Source organism: Thiomicrospira sp. R3 (genome assembly GCF_029581415.1).
GTDB lineage: Bacteria > Pseudomonadota > Gammaproteobacteria > Thiomicrospirales > Thiomicrospiraceae > Thiomicrospira.
The window spans coordinates 1895676-1916657 of the sequence record NZ_CP121121.1; the positions used below are offsets into that span (position 1 = coordinate 1895676).

29 protein-coding genes are annotated in these 20982 nt (G+C 43.4%); 7 read left to right on the forward strand and 22 right to left on the reverse strand.

All coding sequences use genetic code 11. The features are described from left to right. The 4 genes from P8S55_RS09680 to P8S55_RS09695 all read right to left on the reverse strand — a co-directional run bounded on the left by P8S55_RS09680 (window position 1) and on the right by P8S55_RS09695 (window position 1519). On the reverse strand, window positions 1-204 hold the full coding sequence (locus tag P8S55_RS09680; RefSeq protein ID WP_289224002.1) for a type II toxin-antitoxin system RelE family toxin: 204 nt from the start codon (window positions 202-204) through the stop codon (window positions 1-3). Window positions 205-249: 45 nt separating this feature from the next. Further along, window positions 250-474: a type II toxin-antitoxin system RelB family antitoxin gene (gene relB, locus P8S55_RS09685; protein WP_289224003.1), complete on the reverse strand. Its 225-nt coding sequence runs from the start codon at window positions 472-474 to the stop codon at window positions 250-252. A gap of 77 nt (window positions 475-551) precedes the next feature. Next, window positions 552-1085, reverse strand: coding sequence for a DUF3087 family protein (locus P8S55_RS09690; RefSeq protein ID WP_289224004.1), 534 nt, complete (start codon window positions 1083-1085; stop codon window positions 552-554). A gap of 8 nt (window positions 1086-1093) precedes the next feature. Beyond that, window positions 1094-1519, reverse strand: a complete 426-nt coding sequence (locus tag P8S55_RS09695; protein WP_289224005.1) for an FKBP-type peptidyl-prolyl cis-trans isomerase — start codon at window positions 1517-1519, stop codon at window positions 1094-1096. A gap of 65 nt (window positions 1520-1584) precedes the next feature. Between P8S55_RS09695 and dnaQ the strand changes: the two genes are divergently transcribed. After that, complete coding sequence (gene dnaQ, locus P8S55_RS09700; RefSeq protein WP_289224006.1) at window positions 1585-2280, forward strand: DNA polymerase III subunit epsilon; 696 nt, start codon at window positions 1585-1587, stop codon at window positions 2278-2280. A 50-nt stretch (window positions 2281-2330) separates the two neighbouring features. Here dnaQ and P8S55_RS09705 read toward each other — a convergent pair whose 3' ends face one another. Then, entirely contained in the window at window positions 2331-2765 is a 435-nt protein-coding gene (locus P8S55_RS09705) for a hypothetical protein (RefSeq protein ID WP_289224007.1), read from the reverse strand. Between the two features lie 167 nt (window positions 2766-2932). Here P8S55_RS09705 and P8S55_RS09710 point away from each other — a divergent pair, with 167 nt between their 5' ends. From P8S55_RS09710 to P8S55_RS09725, 4 genes are read left to right on the forward strand one after another with little or no spacing between them, the layout of a single operon-like run. Beyond that, a complete protein-coding gene (locus tag P8S55_RS09710; RefSeq protein ID WP_289224008.1) occupies window positions 2933-4459 on the forward strand; it encodes an RNA polymerase factor sigma-54 in 1527 nt (508 codons plus the stop codon). Between the two features lie 29 nt (window positions 4460-4488). Further along, complete coding sequence (locus P8S55_RS09715; protein ID WP_289224009.1) at window positions 4489-5421, forward strand: cupin domain-containing protein; 933 nt, start codon at window positions 4489-4491, stop codon at window positions 5419-5421. A gap of 18 nt (window positions 5422-5439) precedes the next feature. Then, window positions 5440-6144, forward strand: a complete 705-nt coding sequence (locus P8S55_RS09720) for a response regulator transcription factor (RefSeq protein WP_289224010.1) — start codon at window positions 5440-5442, stop codon at window positions 6142-6144. Further along, the gene (locus P8S55_RS09725; protein WP_289224011.1) at window positions 6141-7679 is read left to right on the forward strand and encodes a sensor histidine kinase; all 1539 of its coding nucleotides are present in this window, start codon (window positions 6141-6143) and stop codon (window positions 7677-7679) included. The genes P8S55_RS09720 and P8S55_RS09725 overlap by 4 nt, the downstream gene beginning before the upstream one ends. On the opposite strand, the gene P8S55_RS09730 is transcribed toward P8S55_RS09725, so the two are convergent. Continuing rightward, the gene (locus P8S55_RS09730) at window positions 7659-8852 is read right to left on the reverse strand and encodes an SPOR domain-containing protein (protein WP_289224012.1); all 1194 of its coding nucleotides are present in this window, start codon (window positions 8850-8852) and stop codon (window positions 7659-7661) included. The two genes, P8S55_RS09725 and P8S55_RS09730, sit on opposite strands and share 21 nt — an antisense overlap. 79 nt (window positions 8853-8931) lie before the next feature. On the opposite strand from P8S55_RS09730, the gene P8S55_RS09735 reads away from it, so the two are divergent. Continuing rightward, complete coding sequence (locus P8S55_RS09735) at window positions 8932-9087, forward strand: hypothetical protein (protein ID WP_289224013.1); 156 nt, start codon at window positions 8932-8934, stop codon at window positions 9085-9087. Window positions 9088-9118: 31 nt separating this feature from the next. On the opposite strand, the gene P8S55_RS09740 is transcribed toward P8S55_RS09735, so the two are convergent. The 8 genes from P8S55_RS09740 to P8S55_RS09775 all read right to left on the reverse strand — a co-directional run bounded on the left by P8S55_RS09740 (window position 9119) and on the right by P8S55_RS09775 (window position 16212). After that, a complete protein-coding gene (locus P8S55_RS09740) occupies window positions 9119-9970 on the reverse strand; it encodes a hypothetical protein (protein ID WP_289224014.1) in 852 nt (283 codons plus the stop codon). After that, entirely contained in the window at window positions 9970-10425 is a 456-nt protein-coding gene (locus tag P8S55_RS09745) for a universal stress protein (RefSeq protein WP_289224015.1), read from the reverse strand. Before P8S55_RS09745 ends, P8S55_RS09740 begins: the two co-directional genes overlap by 1 nt. Window positions 10426-10567: 142 nt before the next feature. Then, on the reverse strand, window positions 10568-11212 hold the full coding sequence (gene tsaB, locus P8S55_RS09750) for a tRNA (adenosine(37)-N6)-threonylcarbamoyltransferase complex dimerization subunit type 1 TsaB (RefSeq protein WP_289224016.1): 645 nt from the start codon (window positions 11210-11212) through the stop codon (window positions 10568-10570). Window positions 11213-11408: 196 nt separating this feature from the next. Then, window positions 11409-11798 (reverse strand): Rossmann-fold NAD(P)-binding domain-containing protein, encoded by a 390-nt coding sequence (locus tag P8S55_RS09755; RefSeq protein WP_289224017.1) that lies wholly within the window; start codon window positions 11796-11798, stop codon window positions 11409-11411. Window positions 11799-11938: 140 nt separating this feature from the next. Then, on the reverse strand, window positions 11939-13279 hold the full coding sequence (rimO, locus tag P8S55_RS09760; RefSeq protein WP_289224018.1) for a 30S ribosomal protein S12 methylthiotransferase RimO: 1341 nt from the start codon (window positions 13277-13279) through the stop codon (window positions 11939-11941). 70 nt (window positions 13280-13349) lie between these two features. Then, window positions 13350-14795: a DNA recombination protein RmuC gene (locus P8S55_RS09765; RefSeq protein WP_289224019.1), complete on the reverse strand. Its 1446-nt coding sequence runs from the start codon at window positions 14793-14795 to the stop codon at window positions 13350-13352. 7 nt (window positions 14796-14802) lie between these two features. Then, window positions 14803-15777 (reverse strand): cation diffusion facilitator family transporter, encoded by a 975-nt coding sequence (locus tag P8S55_RS09770; RefSeq protein ID WP_289224020.1) that lies wholly within the window; start codon window positions 15775-15777, stop codon window positions 14803-14805. 15 nt (window positions 15778-15792) lie between these two features. Beyond that, the gene (locus tag P8S55_RS09775) at window positions 15793-16212 is read right to left on the reverse strand and encodes a CopD family protein (protein ID WP_289224021.1); all 420 of its coding nucleotides are present in this window, start codon (window positions 16210-16212) and stop codon (window positions 15793-15795) included. 99 nt (window positions 16213-16311) lie between these two features. Between P8S55_RS09775 and slyD the strand changes: the two genes are divergently transcribed. Next, window positions 16312-16794, forward strand: coding sequence for a peptidylprolyl isomerase (gene slyD, locus P8S55_RS09780; RefSeq protein ID WP_289224022.1), 483 nt, complete (start codon window positions 16312-16314; stop codon window positions 16792-16794). A 78-nt stretch (window positions 16795-16872) separates the two neighbouring features. On the opposite strand, the gene ylqF is transcribed toward slyD, so the two are convergent. The 8 genes from ylqF to P8S55_RS09820 all read right to left on the reverse strand — a co-directional run bounded on the left by ylqF (window position 16873) and on the right by P8S55_RS09820 (window position 20932). Next, complete coding sequence (gene ylqF / locus P8S55_RS09785) at window positions 16873-17808, reverse strand: ribosome biogenesis GTPase YlqF (protein WP_289224023.1); 936 nt, start codon at window positions 17806-17808, stop codon at window positions 16873-16875. 68 nt (window positions 17809-17876) lie between these two features. Next, window positions 17877-18218 carry a type II toxin-antitoxin system PemK/MazF family toxin gene (locus P8S55_RS09790; RefSeq protein ID WP_289224024.1) on the reverse strand — a complete coding sequence of 114 codons (342 nt, stop codon included), beginning with the start codon at window positions 18216-18218 and terminating at the stop codon, window positions 17877-17879. Beyond that, a complete protein-coding gene (locus tag P8S55_RS09795; RefSeq protein ID WP_289224025.1) occupies window positions 18205-18456 on the reverse strand; it encodes a hypothetical protein in 252 nt (83 codons plus the stop codon). Before P8S55_RS09795 ends, P8S55_RS09790 begins: the two co-directional genes overlap by 14 nt. Window positions 18457-18600: 144 nt before the next feature. Continuing rightward, window positions 18601-18999: a type II toxin-antitoxin system tRNA(fMet)-specific endonuclease VapC gene (vapC, locus tag P8S55_RS09800; protein ID WP_289224026.1), complete on the reverse strand. Its 399-nt coding sequence runs from the start codon at window positions 18997-18999 to the stop codon at window positions 18601-18603. Continuing rightward, window positions 18996-19232, reverse strand: coding sequence for a type II toxin-antitoxin system VapB family antitoxin (gene vapB, locus P8S55_RS09805; RefSeq protein WP_353957012.1), 237 nt, complete (start codon window positions 19230-19232; stop codon window positions 18996-18998). The genes vapC and vapB overlap by 4 nt, the downstream gene beginning before the upstream one ends. 328 nt (window positions 19233-19560) lie before the next feature. Beyond that, on the reverse strand, window positions 19561-20013 hold the full coding sequence (locus P8S55_RS09810; protein ID WP_289224027.1) for a YcgN family cysteine cluster protein: 453 nt from the start codon (window positions 20011-20013) through the stop codon (window positions 19561-19563). Next, window positions 19998-20681: a TIGR01621 family pseudouridine synthase gene (locus P8S55_RS09815; protein WP_289224028.1), complete on the reverse strand. Its 684-nt coding sequence runs from the start codon at window positions 20679-20681 to the stop codon at window positions 19998-20000. The genes P8S55_RS09810 and P8S55_RS09815 overlap by 16 nt, the downstream gene beginning before the upstream one ends. Next, entirely contained in the window at window positions 20675-20932 is a 258-nt protein-coding gene (locus P8S55_RS09820; protein ID WP_289224029.1) for a YhaZ family DNA alkylation repair protein, read from the reverse strand. Before P8S55_RS09820 ends, P8S55_RS09815 begins: the two co-directional genes overlap by 7 nt. Window positions 20933-20982: the final 50 nt, after the last annotated feature.

Genomic DNA, 20982 nt, shown 5'->3' on the forward strand with positions numbered 1-20982 from the left:
TTATTGATACACATCTTTTCGATGGCTAATCTGGGTGGTTAAGATAATTAACTCTTGTTCTTGGATGTGACAGATAACTCGATAATTACCCACGCGATAACGCCACAAACCACTTAAATGACCAACCAATAGCCTGCCATAATCGCGTGGATTATCTCGCACTGCAACGCTATTATCTAAATAGTCTAGAATGCGTTTTGCCAAGTTTTATCAATCTTTTTAAGCGATTTAAGGCTTGTGTCAGTATATTTAATCGTCCAAGCCAAGGTTGTTTCTCACATCGGCTGAACTATGCACTTTTTCTTTTCCGAGCTTAACATTGTTAAGCACATCTTGAGCATCATAATAGTCTTTAATATCGGCTAAATAGTGTGCCAAAGCTTCTTTGACATAAAACGTCTTTGTACGCCCTGTCTCTTTAGCCAACCTATCCAGCTCCTGCTCCATTTCAGCATCCAAGCGCACAGCTAACATTTTAATACCCCCCCCAAACGCGCGTTATACATGTAAAACAAGTATAACCTTTTTGTTGCTGGCAAGGACCACCTTATTCATTTCGCAGCTGACTCATCAGCGATAACGGCTTTTAGCTTAGCCAACTCAAAGCTTGTTTGTTCGGTATCCAAGCCTAGTTGTTGCATTTTGGCTTCGAGTGTGTCGCGTTCAACTTTTAAGTCGATAAGACCGCTGGTATTTTGTTCTAGGGTGTACATTTGTGTTACACCTAAATGATAAAAACGCATGATTTTCATCGCTTCGCCATCACCTGCTTCAACTTTTTCTTGTAACGGCTTCATGGCATTGGTGATGTGCATTAAGCTGCGTTTTAATTTCCAGCCGTACATCGCCTCCCTCATCCAAGGCTTGTCCTTAAAGTATTTGGCGGTAATCCAGAACACAACAATCAAGCCCATCATCGCGCCGATAATTTGTAAGGTCAGTGGGTTGAGCGGGTCATCAAACAAACTATAAAAACCATAAGAGCTGGCAAAGCCCACCACAATGAACAAACCCATAACTCGCAAGGTAGCATTACGGGTATTGGTGCGATAAACCGTTGGATCTATCTCTTGAATCTGAAACATAATCTCTCCTATTCAACTGAAACAATTTCAACTTTATAATGTAAACGTTTGCCCGCTAGTGGGTGATTGCCATCAAGATACACCTTGTCGCCGACTATTTTGGTGATACGGAAATTAATCGGGTTTCCGTCTGGGTCTTGGGTTTCAACCACGTTGCCTTCGGTTAAATCGACGTTATCATCAAAGTTTTCAGGGCTGGCGACAACAATTAAGTCATCCGCTTCATAGCCATAGCCTTTTTCAGGTTCAATCGTTACCTTGGCTTCAAAACCGGCTTCTTCGCCATCAAGAAAATCCTCTAAGCCTTCAATGATTTCTTCTTCACCGTGAATGTAAACCACCGGTGCAATATCGTAGGTTGAATCCAACAATTTACCGTCATCACCTTTTAACTCATAGTGAAAGGTGACCTTGGCTCCATTTTTTACGCGCATTGTGCTGCCCTCAAATTAATTATCAATGTTAAAATGAGCCTTATTTTAACCTATGTGAGCTTGTTATGCGTCAGATTATCCTCGATACAGAAACTACTGGCATTGACCCTAAACAAGGGCATCGCATTATTGAAATTGGCTGTGTGGAGTTGATTGAACGAAAACTGACTCATCAACATTACCATCAATACATTCACCCCGAACGCGAGGTCGAGCAAGAAGCGATTAATGTGCATGGTATTACCAATGAGTTTTTGACTGATAAACCTGTGTTTTCAGCGGTGGTTGAGGCGTTTATGACCTTTGTTCAGGGGGCTGAGTTGATTATCCACAATGCGCCTTTCGACGTGGGCTTTATCAATCACGAACTCTCGTTATTGCCTAACAATCCCTGGGGCAAGATTGAAGACCATTGCAAAATCACCGACACCCTCAAAATGGCGCGCAAAACCTATCCTGGGCAACGTAACTCATTGGATGCTTTGTGTAAACGCTTAGGGGTGGATAACTCGGGCCGTGAATTGCATGGCGCACTCCTCGACTCTGAGATTTTGGCGGATGTGTATTTAATGATGACCGGCGGTCAGGTGAAGTTAAGTTTGGCTGCAGATAGTGCCGAACAAAAACAAACCTTTAATCGCAAAACCCTTGAAAACCGTCAACCACTTCGTATTATTCATCCGAGTGAAAAAGAGCTGGAGGAACATCAAACCTATTTAACTAAATTGATTAAAAGCAAGGAAACTGCGCTGTTTTGGTAAAGCGGGTCAATCAGTTTGGTTGACCCGCTTTATCAAACAGTGAACGTCTGTTAGTTTAATACAGTAAAGAAGGAGAACACGGCAACGAATGCAAGTAACAACGGAATCCAAGCTTTTTCTTCTTTTCGTGAAATACCGAAGCCCCCAGCGATAACGGCAATGGCTGCACCCAGCCATGAAATAGGCGGGATAACAAATGCAAAAACTATCGCAATAATACCGGCGACCATACCCAGGGTGGTGGCATTGCCTGGTTTATAGGTTTTGGTGTTGCGCATATCATCAGGTCTTGAATGACTGGAATGTAATCTTGCCAAAATAGTATTAATATCCGCATCGGAAAGTTCATCATTTGAATGAATTTCGTGATCTTTAAGGCCAATGGTTATCTTGCGCTGACGAATAAGCTCTTTAATCAGGTCATCCCAAGTCGCCTCTTCAGGTAAATCATTAATAATTTGCTGCACGTCTGATTTCATTGTCATATACATTCCTCCAAATAAATTAATACAAATTCTATGCCAAGACCAGCGTTTTGTTACCGTTTTGACATATTTTGAATTATTATAGCGATAACCAAAGGCTTTAGGGATCAAAACAGAGCCAATTAGACATTAAATAAATTAATAGATATTTCGAGGAGTGTTTGTAGATGGCGATCATGCCAGGTTTACAAATAAATATGGGGCAACATCTTAAGCTAACCCCCCAGCTGCAACAATCAATAAAAATCTTGCAATATTCTGCGTTAGAAGTTCAGCAAACCATTGAAGCTACGCTTGAAACTAACTTTATGCTTGAAATTGAAGACGAGCTTTTGTCTGATGAACTTGATAAATTGACGGACAATGAAAATAACGCACTTGAAGCGGCTGAAAATGAGAGTACCCTTGATTTTGATGGTGAATCTTTAAAAGAAATTGATATCAATAATGATATTAGCCACCACGATGAAGCCTATAATTCCGAATACTCATCGGATGAGTTTTACAGTGACCGTCAAGTTGGAGCCACCAATCAATCCAATCATCAAGAAGCGGATGACTATACTTCAGCAGAAAACTACACCGCAGAACAAAAGAGCTTGCATGATCATTTAAACTGGCAAGCGGACACTTTTGTTTGGTCATCTGAGTTTGATGAGATTATTGCCTCTTACCTGATTGACGAAATTAATGACGAAGGGTATCTGCAAGCGGATCTGGCTGAAATTTTATCAGCTATTAATCACAACGAGTCTTTAAAGATCGATTTATCGAATCTTGAGGCGGTGCTTAGTTGCATTCAGCAATTTGAGCCTTCTGGTGTAGCGGCAAGAAACGTTCAAGAATGCCTGTTATTGCAACTACGCAACCTGCCCAATTCACCTTATAAAATGACCGCGATTCAATTAATTAACGAGCATTTCGATTGGTTGTCATACCATGATCACAAACGAATAAAAAAAATGTATGGGCTTGACGACCAAGAATTGGATCGTTTACTCAAGTTAATTCAATCATTAAACCCGCGCCCAGGTCGCGAATTTTCAGCGACTCAGCCCGATATTATCATTCCTGATATTCGCTTATCTCGCAGTCGTCAAGGCTGGCTGGTTGAACTCAATACGGATGCTTTTCCCCGTTTATCGGTTAATACGACCTATATTGACATGGCTAACAAACTGGATGATTCAGAACAGGCAAGAAAAATAAAAGAGCAACTTGCTGAAGCGCGTGGGTTGATTAAAAGTGTTCATAGCCGAGGCGAAACGCTGCTGCGTGTTGGTCGTTATATTGTTGAAAAACAACATCGTTTTTTTGAAGAAGGTGAACAAGCCATGCAGCCTTTGGTACTGCGTGAGGTTGCTGAGTCGTTGGATCTTCATGAATCAACTATTTCAAGAGCCACTAGCCAAAAATATATGCAAACACCAAGAGGTACTTTTGAATTAAAATACTTCTTTTCGAGTGGTATAAGTCAGTATGGTAGTGAAGACCAATCGTCTGTGGCGATTAAAGCCCATATCAAAGAGCTTTTGGATAATGAAGATAGCCAAAAACCTTTAAGTGATAATAAACTGATGCAATTGCTTGAAGAAAAAGAAATAAATATTGCGCGTCGTACCATTGCAAAATATCGTGAAGCTTTAGGTATCCCGTCCTCAAGCGAGCGGAAAAAAACTAACCGTTTTCGTTAAACCCACTTTTAAAACTAAAGGCAACCCGAATGATAGAAAGACAACCAATCGAACAACAACAGCAGGTCGCGCAGCAACAATGGGAACGTCAAGCCGACTTTAAAGAGTACATGTCTGCGGTCAACCCACCCATGCCTAAAATTGGCGTTGAACGTTTCCCAAATAGCCTCTATGCAGAAGGCGCAACCCGCGTTATCCCTTTTGATTTGTCAGCCCAATTGCAAACACACTATGCCTGTACCACACCTAACTTAATGGCAAATTTTATTCGTATTTGTGAAGGCACCAGCTTGCGTACTGATGAAAAAGCAACCTCACAAATGTTTTATGTCATCCAGGGTAAAGGGCGAACCCAAATGCAACATGGCACAATCGAGTGGAAGCAAGGCGACTTGTTCACCCTACCTGCCGTGCCTGATGCATTGCATAGTGCAACCGAAGACGCAGCACTCTATTGGGTATCCGACGCGCCTTTGCTTAACTATCTGGGGGTGACTCCCAATCATCAACGTTTTACCCCAGTGCTTTATACTAAAGAGCGTTTAGAACAAGAGTTAGCGGATGTGCGTGCTCAGGGTGAAGGGCGAAATAGAACCGGGATTTTATTATCTAATCCTCACTTCCCGCTTACAATGACCTTAACCCATACGTTATGGTCACTTTATAACGTGTTGCCAAAAGGCATTGTTCAAAAACCTCATCGCCATAACTCTATTGCCATTGATTATTGTGTGTCTGCAGGTGAAAACACCTATACGATGATTGGTAAAGAACTCAATGACCAAGGCCAAATCATTGACCCAATCAAAGCCCAATGGGTTGCGGGTTGTGTGTTTATTACCCCGCCCGGCTGGTGGCATTCCCACCACAATGAGTCGAACGAGGATGCCGTTGTTTTACCTATTCAGGATGCGGGTTTAATCATGAACATGCAAATTCTAGATTTTCACCATGTTAAATAAGTTAAAACAGGGCTTATTATGAGCAAGCTTCATCGTATTATGCTGGTTGAGGATGACCCACAACAGCAGGCCAATATCGTCGAGGCGCTTGAGTCTAATGAGCTTTTGATTGAAACCTACGCATTGCGCCAACCCGCGCAATGGCGCCTAGATCAGCAGTTACCCGACCTGCTTATATCGGATATTATCTTAGGTGACGAAGTGGACGGTGGTTTTGATCTTGCACGTCATTTACAAACGTTTCAGCGCCCTATCCCTATCATTTTTTTATCTGAGCGCCAATCCGAATTCGATATTATGGCCGGGCATGATCTTGGGGCCATTGATTATTTACCTAAACCTATCAGCCTTGCGGTTTTAAAACGTAAAGTGACTAATCTATTACGCCTGACTCAATCTACTCACTTAACTAACAATAAACCTATGTTTATTGAAAACCTACAGCTCGACTCACATGCATTTAAAGCGACCTGGCATCAAAAACCCCTTAACCTAACGGTTACAGAATTTGAAATGCTAGAGCAATTTGCAACCCACTCAGCCGGTACAGTGATCAGTTATCAAGATTTACAAACCGCAACACAGGGCGTGGTCGAACGTAATACCATTAATACCCATATCTGCCGTCTGCGCCAAGCATTTAAAAAAATAACACCAGAGTTTGATTTAATTCATAATGTATATGGTCGTGGTTATAGTTGGCACACGCTTAAAGATCAATGAAACTATTAGCGCAACCTGACCGCGTCCACCGAATACGCTTTACAATAAAGCGTAGGCTTGTTTTACTTTTTCTACTCCTTATTTTTCTGCCCTTACTTGCTTACCGCCTTGCACTTGATTTACAACATTTGTTGTTAACCCATCAAGCAAGTTTGCATCAACATACGGTTCAAAACCTAGCCCTTATTTTAGAAAAAAGACCTGAGCTATGGGGACAAACAACCGAAGCGGGACAAATTCTTGCGCACCTTGATTTGGATAATAGTGCCATCTGGCTAGTCAACACTCAAGGCCAAACCAGCTATGTGATGGGGCATTTAAAAACAACTCAATTAATTGAGCGAAACCTGTTTGAATGGCTAGGTTTCACTGGGTTACAACTTGTAGGTAAACTTGCCAACCCTCTTCCCTATCCTTACCCGCAATCTCGCTACCCAGAACAGGCTGTAATCAGCCTTGCCTTAAAAGGAAAAACCTCACAACAATATCGAACGGACGAAAATGAAAAACCCATTAGTCTGATGTCTGCCAGCCCACTTTACAGTCAAAACGAACTCGTTGGCGCGGTTGTTTTTGAGCAAGGGCTGGATAAGGTTTTTCAGCAAAGTTTACAAGGGTTCTATCGGCTAATTGGCTTAACCAGTCTTTTGATGGCCATTATGCTTTTCGGTATTTTGTTGTACGCTCAAACGCTGTCAAACCGCATTATTCGACTTAGCGAAGACGTTAAAAGCAGTTTTAATGACAGCAAAAAACTGCAACTTAATCGATTACAAACCCCAGATACTATCCAGGATGAAATTAGTGATCTAAGACTTAGGGTTATTGAAATGCTCGAAAAAATAGCAAGTTACGAACGTTATCTAAAACAACTTCCTCGAACACTACGCCATGAACTGCATAACCCTATTAATCGACTTAACGCCAATATTGAGCTTTTATTAATGAAAATGCCTGAGCAACCCAAGCTGTTGCAAGCACAAGAAAATCTTGATCAACTTAAGCATATTATCGATTTATTGACAGAGGCATCAAGTCTAGAACAGAGTCTAGCCGACCAACCACTCAAACCCATTTCCATCCAACGTTTAATTCAGTATTTTCAAGGGATTGTTGATAGTCAACCACCAGGCCTGGTTAAATTGAATAGCGATCCCAACCTTGATTCACTTAGGATTATGGCCGACGGTTTTCTTCTGGAACAACTGTTTGACAAGCTAGTAGACAATGCACTTGATTTTAATGATAAATCCCAACCCATAGAAATTAAGATAAGCCAAGAAAACCAACACCTTAACTTTATGATATCTAATGCGGGTTCCTTGTTACCAGAAGGCATGGAACAAGAAATATTTGAAGGAATGGTTTCAGTAAGACCTCACCATTCTGGGCAACAAACACATTTAGGCTTAGGCCTCTACTTAGCAAAACTTATTGCTATACATTGTAACGCCAAGCTATCCGCACAAAACTGGCGCAATCAGCAAGGCGTTTCGTTTGTGTTTAAAATAGCACTACTCGACTCGGCTGCTTAGGTCACGAATTCGACGAATCCACGGAGAAATGCCTGTCGAATCTTTTAATTCAATCGCTTTTTGGTTCGCTTCAGCACGGCCTTGATAAGCACCGACAACTAGGATGTAGCTCTGTCGTCCATCTCTCAGTTGCGGGATAATACGACCACCCTGTACACGTTTATCTCTTATCACCTTTTCAATACCTGATCGATCCGGCATTGACGCAAGCTGAAGTACAAACGCCTCAGCAGGCTGTTGCAATAACCAATTAACATCGGCATCTTGGGGTTTTCTTGGCTCAACAAGCCTAACCACTCGCTGCTCAACTCTTGGCTGAACCGGCGGCGTAGGTTCAACAATCGTCGGCTCAAGGTCCATTTCGATAATCGCCCCAGTCGCCGGACGGGTTGGTGTTATTGATTCTTGCGGTGTTGTCGCTAACTGAGTCAGTAAACCTTGCAAACGTGCCTCAATTTGCTTTTCAAGATTCATCGCCAAAGAATCGATATTTTGACTCGTCAAATTTTCAACTGTCTGGCTCTGCGTTTGTTGCATCTGTGCTAAGCCATTAAGCTGCTGCTGTAAAGACTCGATTCGATCAATAAACTGATCAAACAGTTCAGGCTCTCCTCCTTTCTCGACCTGTTCACGTAGCTCAAAAAGCTGTTGTTCAAGTGCGGTCATGGTTTCAATCGTTTCAAAATGAATCGCTGCTAATTGTTGCATATCACGTTGTACAGCACTGTAGGCGACATAAATCAGCCCTAATACCGTTAAAAGCAATGAAAGCATGATAACGACACCAAATATAGAGGCTTTTTTAGCATGGGTGGCGCGTGCCTGAACATTTGATAGCTGAGGGGGGGATTGCGTCATCGGAGGGACCGAAGAGCTATGTTGGCTTAAATTTACCTTAGGTTCAATAAAATCTTGGTTAGAGAAAGGGTCATCCATAATAGACTTTGACATACGCGGTTTAACCAGCGAACTATAGTCATCATCATAATTTATGTTAGGCTCTTTTTTATTAGGCACAACCTGCTCGGCTGCATTTAACCAATCATTCAGCGTATGGGGTCTGGCTTCGTTTTTTGATGTGCCTCGTTGCTTGGATAATTGATTAGCCTGCGCTTCAATGGCTTCAAGTAGTTTTGCACGTTCCTGTTCTAATTCCGATATCGTTTTTGCCATAGGTTTTCTCAATGTTTATGACGTATAATTAGGCTTTTATTGTAGAATGGTATTGATTAAAAATAAATGGATAAATTACATGCATTCTATAACTATGGATAAGGTTTTTGAAGCCTTGCTTTTAATGTTGGGTATGACAGCTGTTGCGGTTACCGTTGTGAGTTTAGTTATCTACGGTGTTTATTTGTTTTTTAAAAACACGAAAGACGATATAGATAAACGCAACCAGCTTTAATAAAAAGCCGACTTAACCGTCGGCTTTTTAATCAGTTTCTTTTCTCATACCCTAGCGTTTTAAGTTTTGCCCTTAAGGCTGCAACCTGCTTTTCATCTGCTTTTTCAAGATTTTCATACAGCTGGTTATAGCTGTCCTTAACGATCTTATCCAGAGTTGAAACTAAGAAAAACGTGCGTACATCCGCTAATAGCTTTGCTTGATCACGTTGCTTAGCGCGCCACAAGTCTGCAAGGGCTGGCTCGTTTTTAAGCGTTTCTAAAACCTTATCAAGCAGATTATTTATCGGCTCAACAGTTTCATAAGGCCAATAGGGACGCCCCCAACCCTGTTCATAAAAAGCCAAGCGATGATCTATCACCAGTTCTAAAGAGGGTTTCATTCCTGACAGACCAATCGGTTCCAGCCCATTGATAGCACGTTGAATGCGTTCAGGAGCTAAAATGGGCGCATCGGAAAGCCAACGACCATAAACAACCCAGGTGTTATTTCGTTCAATATAATAATATTGACCTGAACGATGCGCCATAACATGTTTCGCCGAGACAATATACTCAAGGTTTTGTTGGCGTAGGCTGCGGGTATCTTTCCAAACTTCCCATCCATCGCCGTATTCAGAACTGGTTGAGACAGCAACCGGGGTGCAAAAAGCACCATAATCATGGCCTTCAACATAGTCTTCGACTTTAATTTGATAGTCGCCCTCTTCAGTAACCCGAGTTACTTGACCAATAATAAAAGCATCATCGCGAATATTCGTTGATGGAATACCGACAAAAACAGTATCGCCCACTGAAAAACTTTTCGACGACGCCACAACTGGTTTGGTTATTAAAGATAACAATAAAAAACTAAACAATGCCAAGTGTAATCTTAATACCATTATCCTTCTCCTAAGTTGACGGCTAATACATCACAGCTTGCTTGATGAATAACAGAATCGGCGGTTGAACCTATTAGTCGTTGGATAGCAGATAAACCGCGACGACCTATAATGATAAGATCTGCATTGATCAATTCGGCTTGTCTAACAATGTCTTGCTTTGCAACCCCCACCACAACCTCACAGCTCTGAGGGTCAACTCCAGCCTCTTCAACCATTTTGCTTAGTTTTTTCTGTGAAGCCTCTTTAAGCTTGATACTTAAATCATCGCCCCAAATCCCAGGTAAGCCTGTAATGGCTATATCTTCTAGCACAGGATAGGTAGGTAGTTCGGTGACATGTATCACTTTAAGTTTTGCGTCATAGTGCTCGGCCATTCTTTTGGCTCTTGCCAAGGCTTGCTTACTGTTAGCAGAAAAATCTACAGCAGCAAGTATCATTTGGTAGTTTTTCATAGTCCTTCCTTTTACACATAATCTGTGGATAAGATTGTTAGAAACAATGGTGGGGTCGTAAAAACTTCAATAAAGTCTACAGCCTGATGAGCCCTGCTTAATTAATGAGCACCGCAAAAGATTTAACCCAAAAAACGCTCAATTAACTTACTGATGCACGCAAATAAATCGGCTGGGGCACCTGCTGACTTAGTGTTTTAGCGTTAACGGCTTTTTGTCGTGACAGTTGCGCAATCGCATAGGCTTGCGGAACAGCATTTAACCAGCAATTAAACATCTGTAGGTGCTCAGGGTAGGCCTCACCTATATCACCAATACAATGACTAGAGACCTGTGTAGGAATCTTATCTGCTTTGACTAATGAAGCTGTGGAGCTATTAAGTAAATCCCCCTGCTCACCAAACTCACAAAACTGAGTATAAACCTCGCCCATTCTTGCATCTAAACAAGCCAACCAGGCCTGGTGACCCGTCTGATTAAACCCTTGGTAAGCTAAGGCTTCAAGCGAAGAAACACCAAGAACAGGCTTATCCCAGCCTAGTGCTAGGCCTTGAATCACTCCGGCTGCAATGCGTAGCCCTGTAAAGGCCCCCGGTCCCTCTCCAAAGGCTAGAAGGTCAAGTTCACTTGAGTGAATACCTGTCTCAGCTAAGGCTTTTTTTATCATTGGTAAGATAAGCTCGGCATGTTTTTGTGGCGCAGGGGTGTCTTCTCGGTAGTCAATATTTTCCCCAAGAATACTCACGCTGCAGTTAGCTGTTGATGTTTCAATCGCTAATATATTCATAATTTTGTATTTTTATCCAAGTTGAAACCCACTTACCTTTGGATACAAAGTATACCTTATCAGCCTAAATAAGATGAGCGCTTGACAATAGATTTTGATTGAGGTTTGAGTAACTGCGCATTTATCCCAATTACTTTCGTAGACTTTAAAAAAAGTAAAGTTAGTAGCAAAGTTAGTAGCCAAGTTAGTAGCCAAGTTAGTAGCCAATACTTTCATGATGAGCTTGCGGGATGTCTTCAGCATTAGGCAGCAGATACCACATAAGATAATCCACCACCATCGGAACAAGAACGGTATGTTGATTGTTCGTTTCTTGTAATAGCTTACGAACAGCAATTTTTAACTCAGGTCGGTTAGAGGTATCCATAATAATATCTATTTGCGAACCATAGTCACGAATTATCTGCTCATAGTTAGGAAAATTAGGAATTCCTCTTTTTTCACAATCCGTTAAAAGAGGATTGGATAAATTGGGTTCACTGACGGCAATGATCTTGACTCGACTCTGATCAATACACGAGAACTGTTGATAAAACTTACCACCAATTCGTCCTAACCCTATCATTAAAACCGTAATCTGCCTCATACGCCTTACATTCCTTTCGTCGATTAAAATTAATCTAACAAGTATAAAGGATAATTTTCTGGGACAAGGGTTCAATTGCCATAAAATATTTTATACACTTTGTACTTAAGTTTATCGCTCATTTATGATCCGTTCATCGTCTAATGATCCGCATCATCCGTTAATACCGGTTGCGCCCACAGATCATATTCATCCGCCGCGAAAATTTCGACCTCAAGCATATCACCTGGCTGCAAGCCTTCGCCTTCAGGAATAAATACCATGCCATCGATTTCCGGTGCATCGGCAGACGAACGCGCAATCGCGCCCTCTTCGTCCACCTCATCCACCAATACCGTCATGCGCTTGCCGATTTTGGCTTGCATTTTTTTGGCGCTAATCGCCTGCTGGGTTTGCATAAAACGGTCGTAGCGATCTTGTTTGATGTCATCCGGGATTTGCTCGGCGATCTCATTCGCTGGCGCACCGGTTACTGGCGAATACTGGAAACAGCCAACACGATCCAATTGTGCTTCTTCCAAAAAGTCCAATAAACGCTGAAATTCTTCTTCGGTTTCCCCCGGGAAGCCAACAATAAAGGTCGAGCGCAGGGTTAAATCCGGCACTTGCTGGCGCCATTGTTGAATACGTTCCAGCTGTTTATCAATGTTCCCCGGGCGGCGCATGGCTTTTAACACGCGTTTATCAGCATGTTGCAATGGCATATCCAAATAAGGCAATACCTTGCCTTGTGCCATTAGCGGAATCACTTCTTCAACATTCGGATAAGGATAAACATAATGCAAACGCACCCAAACGCCCATATCGCCCAGCGCTTTTACCAGGCCTGTCATTGAAGTTTTCACGGGCTGACCATTCCAAAAGTCCAGCTTGTGTTTGACATCGACCCCATAGGCGGCGGTGTCTTGGGAAATCACTAGCAATTCTTGCACCCCGGCTTCGACCAAACGCTTGGCTTCATCCAGCACATCGCTGACCGGTCGGCTCACCAGGTCACCACGCATCGAGGGAATAATGCAGAAGGAGCAGCGGTGGTTACAGCCTTCGGAGATTTTGAGATAGGCATAATGACGCGGCGTGAGCTTCACGCCTTGGGGTGGAACTAGGTCAACATAGGGATTATGTTGCGGGGGTGCTATCACCTCATGCACCGCATTTAGCACGGTTTCATACGCCTGTGGGCCGGATACCGATAACACCTGCGGATAATGTTTAAGAATTTCCTCATCACGCGCGCCTAAACAGCCGGTGACGATCACCTTACCATTCTCACGCAAAGCTTCGCCAATCGCATCCAGCGATTCTTGTACGGCCGAATCAATAAAACCACAGGTATTGACTATGACCGTATCGGCATCTTGATAGGAATTGGATAGATGATAACCCTCGGTACGCAACTGGGTTAGAATTCGCTCTGAATCTACCGTGGCTTTTGGACAACCCAAACTAACAACGCCCACTGTGGGCTGATGATTACTCATGTTTTTTAACCTTGTTTTTAAACCAGAACCAGGCCTGGTTAATCAATAATTGGGCGCATTTTACTGGAAATTAGCCCTGGCTGTCATGCAAACTTTTTGGCACATCCTGCACCAACTCGAGTTGAGCGCGCTCGACCAGCTCTTCGGGAAGCTCTTTTTTCACCATCACACCCAAGTCTTTAAACTCTGACGCTTGTTTAATCAAGTTAGCGCGCCCGGAATAAAGTTGGCTATAGGCCTTTTCAAAACTGTCTTTGGCTTTATCCAGTTGGTTACCAACGCCTTGCAAACTGGCAAGAAAACTATTGAGCTTGTTGTAGAAGAGCTCGGCTCGACGCGCGAGTTCCGCGCTGTGTTTATTTTGCTCGGCAAAACGCCACAGCTGGCGCACAATTTGTACCGAACTTAACAGGGTTGAAGGCGTAGCAATCAGCAGATTAAGCTTCATTGCTTCATCCAACAAACTCGGATCGGCCTTAATCGCCTCAACATAAGCCGACTCAATTGGCACAAATAAGATCACCAGCTCCGGTGTCACCAGGCCTGGTAGTTTGAAATAATCCTTATCCGATAGCTCTTTCATGCGATCACGCAACGCGCGTAAATGGTCTTTTAACGCCGCCTCCCGATCAAGCTCACTCTCGGCGTTCACCATGCGGCTGTATGCACCCAATGAGGTTTTAGCATCAATAATCAAATGTTTTTCGCCGGGTAAATACACCACCACATCCGGACGCTGGAGACCTTGTTCACCCTGAATCGAGACTTCGCGTTGGTAATCACGCGGTGCCACCAGACCTGCTGATTCTAATACCCGTTCCAAAATCATCTCGCCCCAATTGCCTTGGGCTTTTTTCTGGCCTTGCAAGGCTTGGGTGAGCTGGTGAGCTTGATCGGATAAATTCAGGTTCATTTTTTGCAGACTTTGCAATTCAAACTTGAGCGCTAAACGCTGTTCGCTTTCGTTTTTTTGAATCTGTTCGACTTGGGTTTTAAAGGCTTTAACATCATGATGAAACGGCGAAAGTAACTGAGTTAAACTCTGCTCACTTTGCTCTTTAAACTGACGATTTTTCTGTTCAAAAATATCCTGCGCCAGTTGCGAGAACTCCTGTTTTAACCGCGCGTGTTGTTCCTCAAACTGCTGCTGTTTTTCCTCTAGTAGCGTTTGCAGTTTTCCCTGCGCCACTTCGCGTTCATTAAGCTTTTGTTGAGCTTGATTTAAGCGCTGATCAAGTGATTCCGCCTGGGCTTGCCAGCGTTGCTGTTCGGCTTGCGCTAAGGCCAGTTCAGTCTGTTTTTCGCTTAATGTGGCTTGTTGCTGATGCTTAAGTTCATTGAGTTGTTGCGACCAGGCCTGGTTTAATTCCAGCACTTGTTGCTGCAAACTCTGCTCATGCTGGTGTACTAAGTTTTGCAAAGACATCTGCTGGGTTTGATAACGTTTAACAAAGCCCACCACCAGGCCTGCTAATAGCACAATACCCGCAATTAAACCCCATTCTAAAACTGTCATAACGCTCCTAATCGTGTTTATTCTCTAACGCCATAGGCGACTGCTCACCCGTGGAAATTTTTTCCCACTTCTCTTGTTGGGTAAACACCACATCCATCGCGACAAACGGATAGTGTTTACGAAAAGCCTGGTAAAGTTGCTCGCGCACCTCGTCCAAGGCTTCGATGCTATCTAAAGGCGTATCAGCCTGAATTTTGAAATAGATATGCACCAACAAAAAACGTCCGGTCATCACCAAACGCAACCTATAACCTTTATGCACCGCACTACTCACCACCGAATCAATCAGGTCGCGGATTTTATCTTCAATATCTTCGCCCGGATGTTTGCCAACAATTTCGTTCCAAGCATCGCGCATAATAGATAAAGGCACTATCACAATCAGTAGCACAAGAGCAATAACCATCAAGGGATCAAAATAAGGCACCCAATCCGCCCAATCGCTATCTTCCAAAACAAATGCGGCGATAAACACCACCAGCATTACCGCTGAAATATAACCATCTACCCACCAGTTTTTAGCATCGACCAACGCTAAAGGCGAATGCGCCTGTTTGCCCCAGTGCCCGACTAACCAAGCCGAGATGAAACAGCCGAGCGTGGCTAAAAAGGCATAAAAAATCGCCATGTCTAAAATCACCTGCTTGCCGCCGCTATAAAGCGAAGCAAAGGCATTAAACAAAGCCAACGCCAGCAAGGTGATAATCATCAAACCCTTCGCCAGATTGATCATTGGCTCGTACATCCAATAACCAAACGGATATTCATCATTACTCGGCTTCATAACTAGCTTGGACACACGCAGCGTCAACAAGGCGATCAACAGGTGAATAAAGGAATAAAGCCCATCCAACATAATCGCATCCGAGTAGCTGACAATCGCAAAGCCTACCCCGATTACCACCATAAACACATTGCCCCAAATAGAGAAATTCAGCGCGCGTTTTTCAAGCTTATTAAGAAGTACTTGGTGACTCGACATGATTTAACAGACCTTTTAGAAGGGTTTCAAAACCACAAAAATTAATAACGCAAAAGTAATAAATAGTGGAATTTCATTCGCCCAGCGATAATAGACCCCCGAATGATCTAAACGGCCTTGTTGCATTTCTTTCATGCGCTTCATCGCCCAGAAATGATAAGCAATAAGCAACGCGACCATCAATAATTTGGCATGTAACCAACCACCGCTAAAACCAAAACCAAACCACAACCAAAAACCAGTTACCAGGGTTAAAACCATCATGATAGTCATAAAATTCCACAGCTTACGCGCCATAATAGCCAAACGTTCTACCTGTTGTCCAGCGGCCTGACCTTCTACATAATGCACAAAAATACGAGGGAGATAAAAAATCCCCGCCATCCAAGACATCATAAACAAAAGATGAAACACCTTAACCCATAAGTACGCCATAAAATCACCCCATTATCATAAATCTGTTACAAAGCCTGTTTTTGTATCGGTATGATACTCCACTGAACACCAAGTTTTACATTTAACCAAGGATTTCTCATGAAAATTGAAAAAGATAAAGTGGCTCAGATTGACTACACTCTAACCAACGCCTCAGGTGAGGTCATGGACAAATCAGACGGCCAACCTTTGGCCTACTTGCATGGTCACCATAACTTAATTACAGGCTTAGAAGACGAGTTAGAAGGAAAAGCGGCCGGTGATAAGTTTACCGTCACCGTTCCTGCCGCTCAAGCCTATGGCGAAGTCGAAGATTATCTAATCCAGCAAGTACCCAGCGATCTTTTTCAGGGCGTTGAGAAGCTTGAGGTCGGCATGCGTTTTGAAGCCCAATCTGATCAAGGGATGCAATCTGTAGAAATTACCGCTATTGAAGGTGAGAGGGTCACAGTTGATGCTAATCACCCACTCGCGGGACAAGACCTTACTTTTGAAGTCGAAGTGCTGGATGTACGCGATGCATCAGCGGAAGAAATTGATCATGGTCACGCGCACGGCGTTGGCGGTCATCAACACCATTAAGGCATTTGTGCCCCGCTGCTTTTAATCACACATTTAATCATCAGGCTTTAACAAGCAGGCCTGGTGGTTCAACGTTGATTACTTTCGATTCTTTTTAGTACGGGCTTTGCGTTCTGCCTCACGTTGTGTTTTTAATGCGGCCTTTTCCTGCTCAAGCTGTTGCGCCCTCGCTACCTCTTCAAGCACACCTTGTGGCGTTTCTAAGCTTAAAGGGCCTAACTTACCCTCTCTTAATTCATTAATTAAAATCCGGCTCACCTTTTCCCAATCTACAGAACCGCGCTTACCCACACACCCGCGCTTTTTACCTATTTCAATCAAAAGCTCTTCGTCATGGTGTGGAAGTTCAGCTAATCCATAACGACTAGAAAGCCGCTCAGGATAGGCTTTAAGCAAATGCTCGGCAGCAAATAAAGCGATATCTGGATAGTCAAACGCTGTATCCTTAATGCCCCCAGTAATCGCCAATCGATAACCCGACTCTGGTGGCGTTAGTTTTGGCCACAAAAACCCAGGAGTATCGGTCAGGTAAATATCATTAGCCAGTTTAATTTTTTGCTGCGACTTCGTGACCCCCGCCTCATTACCCGTTCGAGCAATTGTGCGACCTGCCAAGGTATTAATTAAGGTCGATTTACCAACATTCGGAACACCCATAATCATCGCCCGCGCAGGACGAATCGCAAAATCACGCTCACCAATTAAGGTTTTAGCTAAGTTCAGTAAAGCTCTGATTTGTTCAGGATTTTGTTGACTGATAGGAATCGCACGAAACCCTTTTTGCTGATCAAAATGCTCAACCCAAACCTGAGTTAATACCGGATCAGCCAAATCTGCTTTATTCAAAACCTTAATACAAGGCGTATCGCCTCGTAGCCCATTCACCAACGGATTCTCGCTCGAAAACGGAATCCGCGCATCCAACATCTCAATAATCACATCCACCTGCGCCATCACCTCAGCAATGTCTTTACGCGCCTTGTGCATGTGTCCCGGAAACCAATTTATCGCCATGTTTTTCTCAATATTATTAATTTAGTTTGTGCGGCCTATTATCCCCTTTCAACTGGGGAACACTCGTCTTATTTTGTCACTAGAATCTGACATAAACCGGCTACTATTTGTTGATACTCATCTGGGCTAACTTTCCCAAGTTTTTGTTGCACACGCTCTTTCGATAAAGCGCGAATTTCATTGATACACGCATCGGAATCCTGTTTTAAATCCGCGCGTGCCTGAATTCGAAAACGATAAGGCATCGCTTGGTCAACTAGCTGAGTGGAAAGCGGGATTACCATTAAGGTCGGCAAAATCTCATTATCTTGTTGCTCGCTCATTATTATCGCTGGACAAAACTTGTTCATTTCTTGGCCTTTAGTCGGATTGAAATTAACCAACACAATATCGCCTCTACACCAGGCCATCGGATAAGGCTCCTTCCTCTATCGGATCATGCTTTTGCGCGGTGGCAATGCGAATTAACAGTTCGGTTTTTCTTTGTACTTCAATTTGTTGCAAAAAAGGTTCAAAGAGCGCACTAAGTGACTGCGGCACAAAATAGCCAACGGCATTCTTCTTGCGTGCATCCACCAAATGCACCACCTCATCCCATTGCTGAAACTGTTTGGGTGAACGTAAGTCCGCCAGTGTTGCCTCAATCATGACCGCTCCTTTTACCACTTCAATTTGGAAAACCATTTAGACAAATTATAACACGAATCCATTCCACCCTAATCCACGTCGCCAACCCATCCAAAAAATTGACGCCAATCAGCATGCTCTGGTCATACTTTATTAGTCAAACGCCTAAACCCAATTCTCAAGTCTTAAACCCGGTACGCGTTCAAATTCTTTAATGTTATTGCTCACCAATATTAGCCCTTGGCTTCGAGCATGACCGGCAATCATCATGTCATAAGGGCCTATCGGCTGACCTTTTGCATAAAGTTCTGCACGAATCTGACCAAAATGGGTTGCGGCCTGCATATCAAAATCCAGAACATCCAAACGCGCGATCATGCCTTCAATATCCGCAAGATTCCGTTCAGGTTGGGCAGAACGTTCGGCACCATAAATCAATTCACCCACTGTAATAGTCGAAATAGCCATCTGCGTTACATGATTATTAAAAGCATCACGTACCTGCTTAGGTCGGTGTTTTATGGTGTAGATAAGAATATTTGTGTCGAGTAAATACTTGATCATAGTGATTCCCGAACCTGATCCGGCTCTTGTTCACGCTCGTTCATAAAGTCATCGCTCACGCCTTTAGCGTCAAACCAATCATCCCAACTCTGTTCAAGCGGTGTGATAATCCGCGCTTTGCCAATCGCAGTAATCACAACCTGCTTGATGCTTTCATCCAAGGCAACCGACTTTGGCAAACGCACCGCCTGAGATTGGTTATTTTTAAATACGGTTGTTGTAATCGCAGTCATAACAAACTCCTTGTATATCCAGAACGGTTATACATATTAATCTAATCCATCAATACCGTCAAACTTGTAATGTAGCGATAAAGTTTTTTGTCCACAGATTTAGAGCAATTTGCCCCAATAAACTTAGTCAGCTTGACATCGAGTCCCGTCGCCATTAAATGCATAAATCTTACTATGTAGTACCTGAATTCCACTAATAGTTGCAACTTCCAAGCATACTATCGTAAGTAAAACCATTTTGCTAGATGAAATACTGGTCGTAATATTACATCTAAACGGTCACTTGATTTAACTTAAGAAATATAGTGATTAAGTCAAAATTGACCACTCAAGGCTTGTCGATTAAATAATCTTCTACATCAATTTTAGCAGTTTCAATGACAACGTTGATGGATTGCAGGCCGTGGTATTTGACTTGGGTGTGGGTGCTGGTATTTAGGGGGTGCCAGTCGGGTAGGGGTTGATTGTGGTAGCGCAGGCGGTAGGCGCAGGATTCGGGTAGCCAGTCGAATTCAGCGATGCGTTCAAGTGTGAGCGGCACGCAGGTTGGCACATTCGTTGAGCGGTTTTCATAATCGCCACACTGCCCTGTTTCGAGGTTTGAATAACGGCATACCACGCGGGTATATACAATTTCATCGGTGTCTTCGTCTTGCAGTTTGTGCAGACAGCACAGGCCGCAGCCATCACATAGGCTTTCCCATTGTGCTTGGGTTAGTTGCTCTAGTGGTGTATCTTCCCAGTATTTGCCAGTGCTATTGCGCATTAAAATAATGTCCAAGGTTGGCTCCAAGCGGCACATTGTAGCCGAAAGTTATCGTTTACAAAGCGCTTGCCATCACTCGGTGGGCAAACAAAGGCATAGTGTTCGCCAAATAGCTCAAATCTAAGCGCGTAGGCGTGTAAATAACCGCGGTCTTCTTGTTCGGCCTGTTGGACCGCCTGATAACGTCTATCCCCCGCTATGGGTGCGCCGAGGCTTTTGAGCGCGACACGGATTTGATGGGTTTTGCCGGTGTGGGGTTTGACCAAAAACGCGCGCTCATTCGGCGCGAGGCTGGCGTTGATAAATTGGGTGATCGCGGGGTTTTCCATGCTGGTGGTTAAACGCCAGCTGCCGCGCCGACTCGGTTGCATATCGCCTTTTATCCAGCCTTGTTTCTTTTTGGGTTTATGGGTGGAAATGACGAGATAAAACTTTTCGATTTGCCGCTGTTCAAACATTGTTTGAAAGGCTTGTGCCGCCGCGAGGGTTTTGGCTAATAGCACCAGGCCTGATGTCATTTTATCGAGTCGATGCACGGGATAGATTTCTTTTAGCTCTAATTGTTTCTGCGCCAACACCACCAGGCCTGGTGTTTGTTCGGAATGAAAACTCAGCCCAGCGGGTTTATTGATTAAGACAAACGTGGCATTTTCAAAAATCACGTTTAGTTTGCTGTCTAACATAGACTTTTCACCTCAAACCAGGCCTGGTGCTTTATTTCACCGTTAATAATGAGTTGGATTTTATGGCGACCAGGATAATAACGTCGTGTGGTCAGCGGCCTAAACGACAGGCGTTTGCGAAGTGGTTTAACCGATTCGCAGAAGGCTTGGTCACTTTTTTGCTTGTTAATATTTTTAAAGCATAAACAGAAGTTATCCGACCAGTTTTGTAACCAGCGGGTGTTAAATTGATCTTTTAGTGATGCAGCCATATTTAGTTTTTTTAGCGTTTATGCTAGATTGTAAAAAATGATGTGAATAA

What these genes read in the sequence shown, in the direction of transcription:
- relB (WP_289224003.1), bottom strand. Translation starts at nt 474, where the DNA reads ATGTTAGCTGTGCGCTTGGATGCTGAAATGGAGCAGGAGCTGGATAGG.
- slyD (WP_289224022.1), top strand. Translation starts at nt 16,312, where the DNA reads ATGAAAATTGAAAAAGATAAAGTGGCTCAGATTGACTACACTCTAACC.
- P8S55_RS09745 (WP_289224015.1), bottom strand. Translation starts at nt 10,425, where the DNA reads ATGAAAAACTACCAAATGATACTTGCTGCTGTAGATTTTTCTGCTAAC.
- P8S55_RS09705 (WP_289224007.1), bottom strand. Translation starts at nt 2,765, where the DNA reads ATGACAATGAAATCAGACGTGCAGCAAATTATTAATGATTTACCTGAA.
- P8S55_RS09740 (WP_289224014.1), bottom strand. Translation starts at nt 9,970, where the DNA reads ATGGTATTAAGATTACACTTGGCATTGTTTAGTTTTTTATTGTTATCT.
- P8S55_RS09775 (WP_289224021.1), bottom strand. Translation starts at nt 16,212, where the DNA reads ATGGCGTACTTATGGGTTAAGGTGTTTCATCTTTTGTTTATGATGTCT.
- P8S55_RS09790 (WP_289224024.1), bottom strand. Translation starts at nt 18,218, where the DNA reads ATGGCCTGGTGTAGAGGCGATATTGTGTTGGTTAATTTCAATCCGACT.
- ylqF (WP_289224023.1), bottom strand. Translation starts at nt 17,808, where the DNA reads ATGGCGATAAATTGGTTTCCGGGACACATGCACAAGGCGCGTAAAGAC.
- tsaB (WP_289224016.1), bottom strand. Translation starts at nt 11,212, where the DNA reads ATGAATATATTAGCGATTGAAACATCAACAGCTAACTGCAGCGTGAGT.
- P8S55_RS09695 (WP_289224005.1), bottom strand. Translation starts at nt 1,519, where the DNA reads ATGCGCGTAAAAAATGGAGCCAAGGTCACCTTTCACTATGAGTTAAAA.
- dnaQ (WP_289224006.1), top strand. Translation starts at nt 1,585, where the DNA reads ATGCGTCAGATTATCCTCGATACAGAAACTACTGGCATTGACCCTAAA.
- P8S55_RS09765 (WP_289224019.1), bottom strand. Translation starts at nt 14,795, where the DNA reads ATGACAGTTTTAGAATGGGGTTTAATTGCGGGTATTGTGCTATTAGCA.
- P8S55_RS09795 (WP_289224025.1), bottom strand. Translation starts at nt 18,456, where the DNA reads ATGATTGAGGCAACACTGGCGGACTTACGTTCACCCAAACAGTTTCAG.
- P8S55_RS09770 (WP_289224020.1), bottom strand. Translation starts at nt 15,777, where the DNA reads ATGTCGAGTCACCAAGTACTTCTTAATAAGCTTGAAAAACGCGCGCTG.
- vapB (WP_353957012.1), bottom strand. Translation starts at nt 19,232, where the DNA reads ATGACTGCGATTACAACAACCGTATTTAAAAATAACCAATCTCAGGCG.
- P8S55_RS09820 (WP_289224029.1), bottom strand. Translation starts at nt 20,932, where the DNA reads ATGGCTGCATCACTAAAAGATCAATTTAACACCCGCTGGTTACAAAAC.
- P8S55_RS09815 (WP_289224028.1), bottom strand. Translation starts at nt 20,681, where the DNA reads ATGTTAGACAGCAAACTAAACGTGATTTTTGAAAATGCCACGTTTGTC.
- P8S55_RS09735 (WP_289224013.1), top strand. Translation starts at nt 8,932, where the DNA reads ATGCATTCTATAACTATGGATAAGGTTTTTGAAGCCTTGCTTTTAATG.
- rimO (WP_289224018.1), bottom strand. Translation starts at nt 13,279, where the DNA reads ATGAGTAATCATCAGCCCACAGTGGGCGTTGTTAGTTTGGGTTGTCCA.
- vapC (WP_289224026.1), bottom strand. Translation starts at nt 18,999, where the DNA reads ATGATCAAGTATTTACTCGACACAAATATTCTTATCTACACCATAAAA.
- P8S55_RS09730 (WP_289224012.1), bottom strand. Translation starts at nt 8,852, where the DNA reads ATGGCAAAAACGATATCGGAATTAGAACAGGAACGTGCAAAACTACTT.
- P8S55_RS09715 (WP_289224009.1), top strand. Translation starts at nt 4,489, where the DNA reads ATGATAGAAAGACAACCAATCGAACAACAACAGCAGGTCGCGCAGCAA.
- P8S55_RS09720 (WP_289224010.1), top strand. Translation starts at nt 5,440, where the DNA reads ATGAGCAAGCTTCATCGTATTATGCTGGTTGAGGATGACCCACAACAG.
- P8S55_RS09690 (WP_289224004.1), bottom strand. Translation starts at nt 1,085, where the DNA reads ATGTTTCAGATTCAAGAGATAGATCCAACGGTTTATCGCACCAATACC.
- P8S55_RS09710 (WP_289224008.1), top strand. Translation starts at nt 2,933, where the DNA reads ATGGCGATCATGCCAGGTTTACAAATAAATATGGGGCAACATCTTAAG.
- P8S55_RS09725 (WP_289224011.1), top strand. Translation starts at nt 6,141, where the DNA reads ATGAAACTATTAGCGCAACCTGACCGCGTCCACCGAATACGCTTTACA.
- P8S55_RS09755 (WP_289224017.1), bottom strand. Translation starts at nt 11,798, where the DNA reads ATGAGGCAGATTACGGTTTTAATGATAGGGTTAGGACGAATTGGTGGT.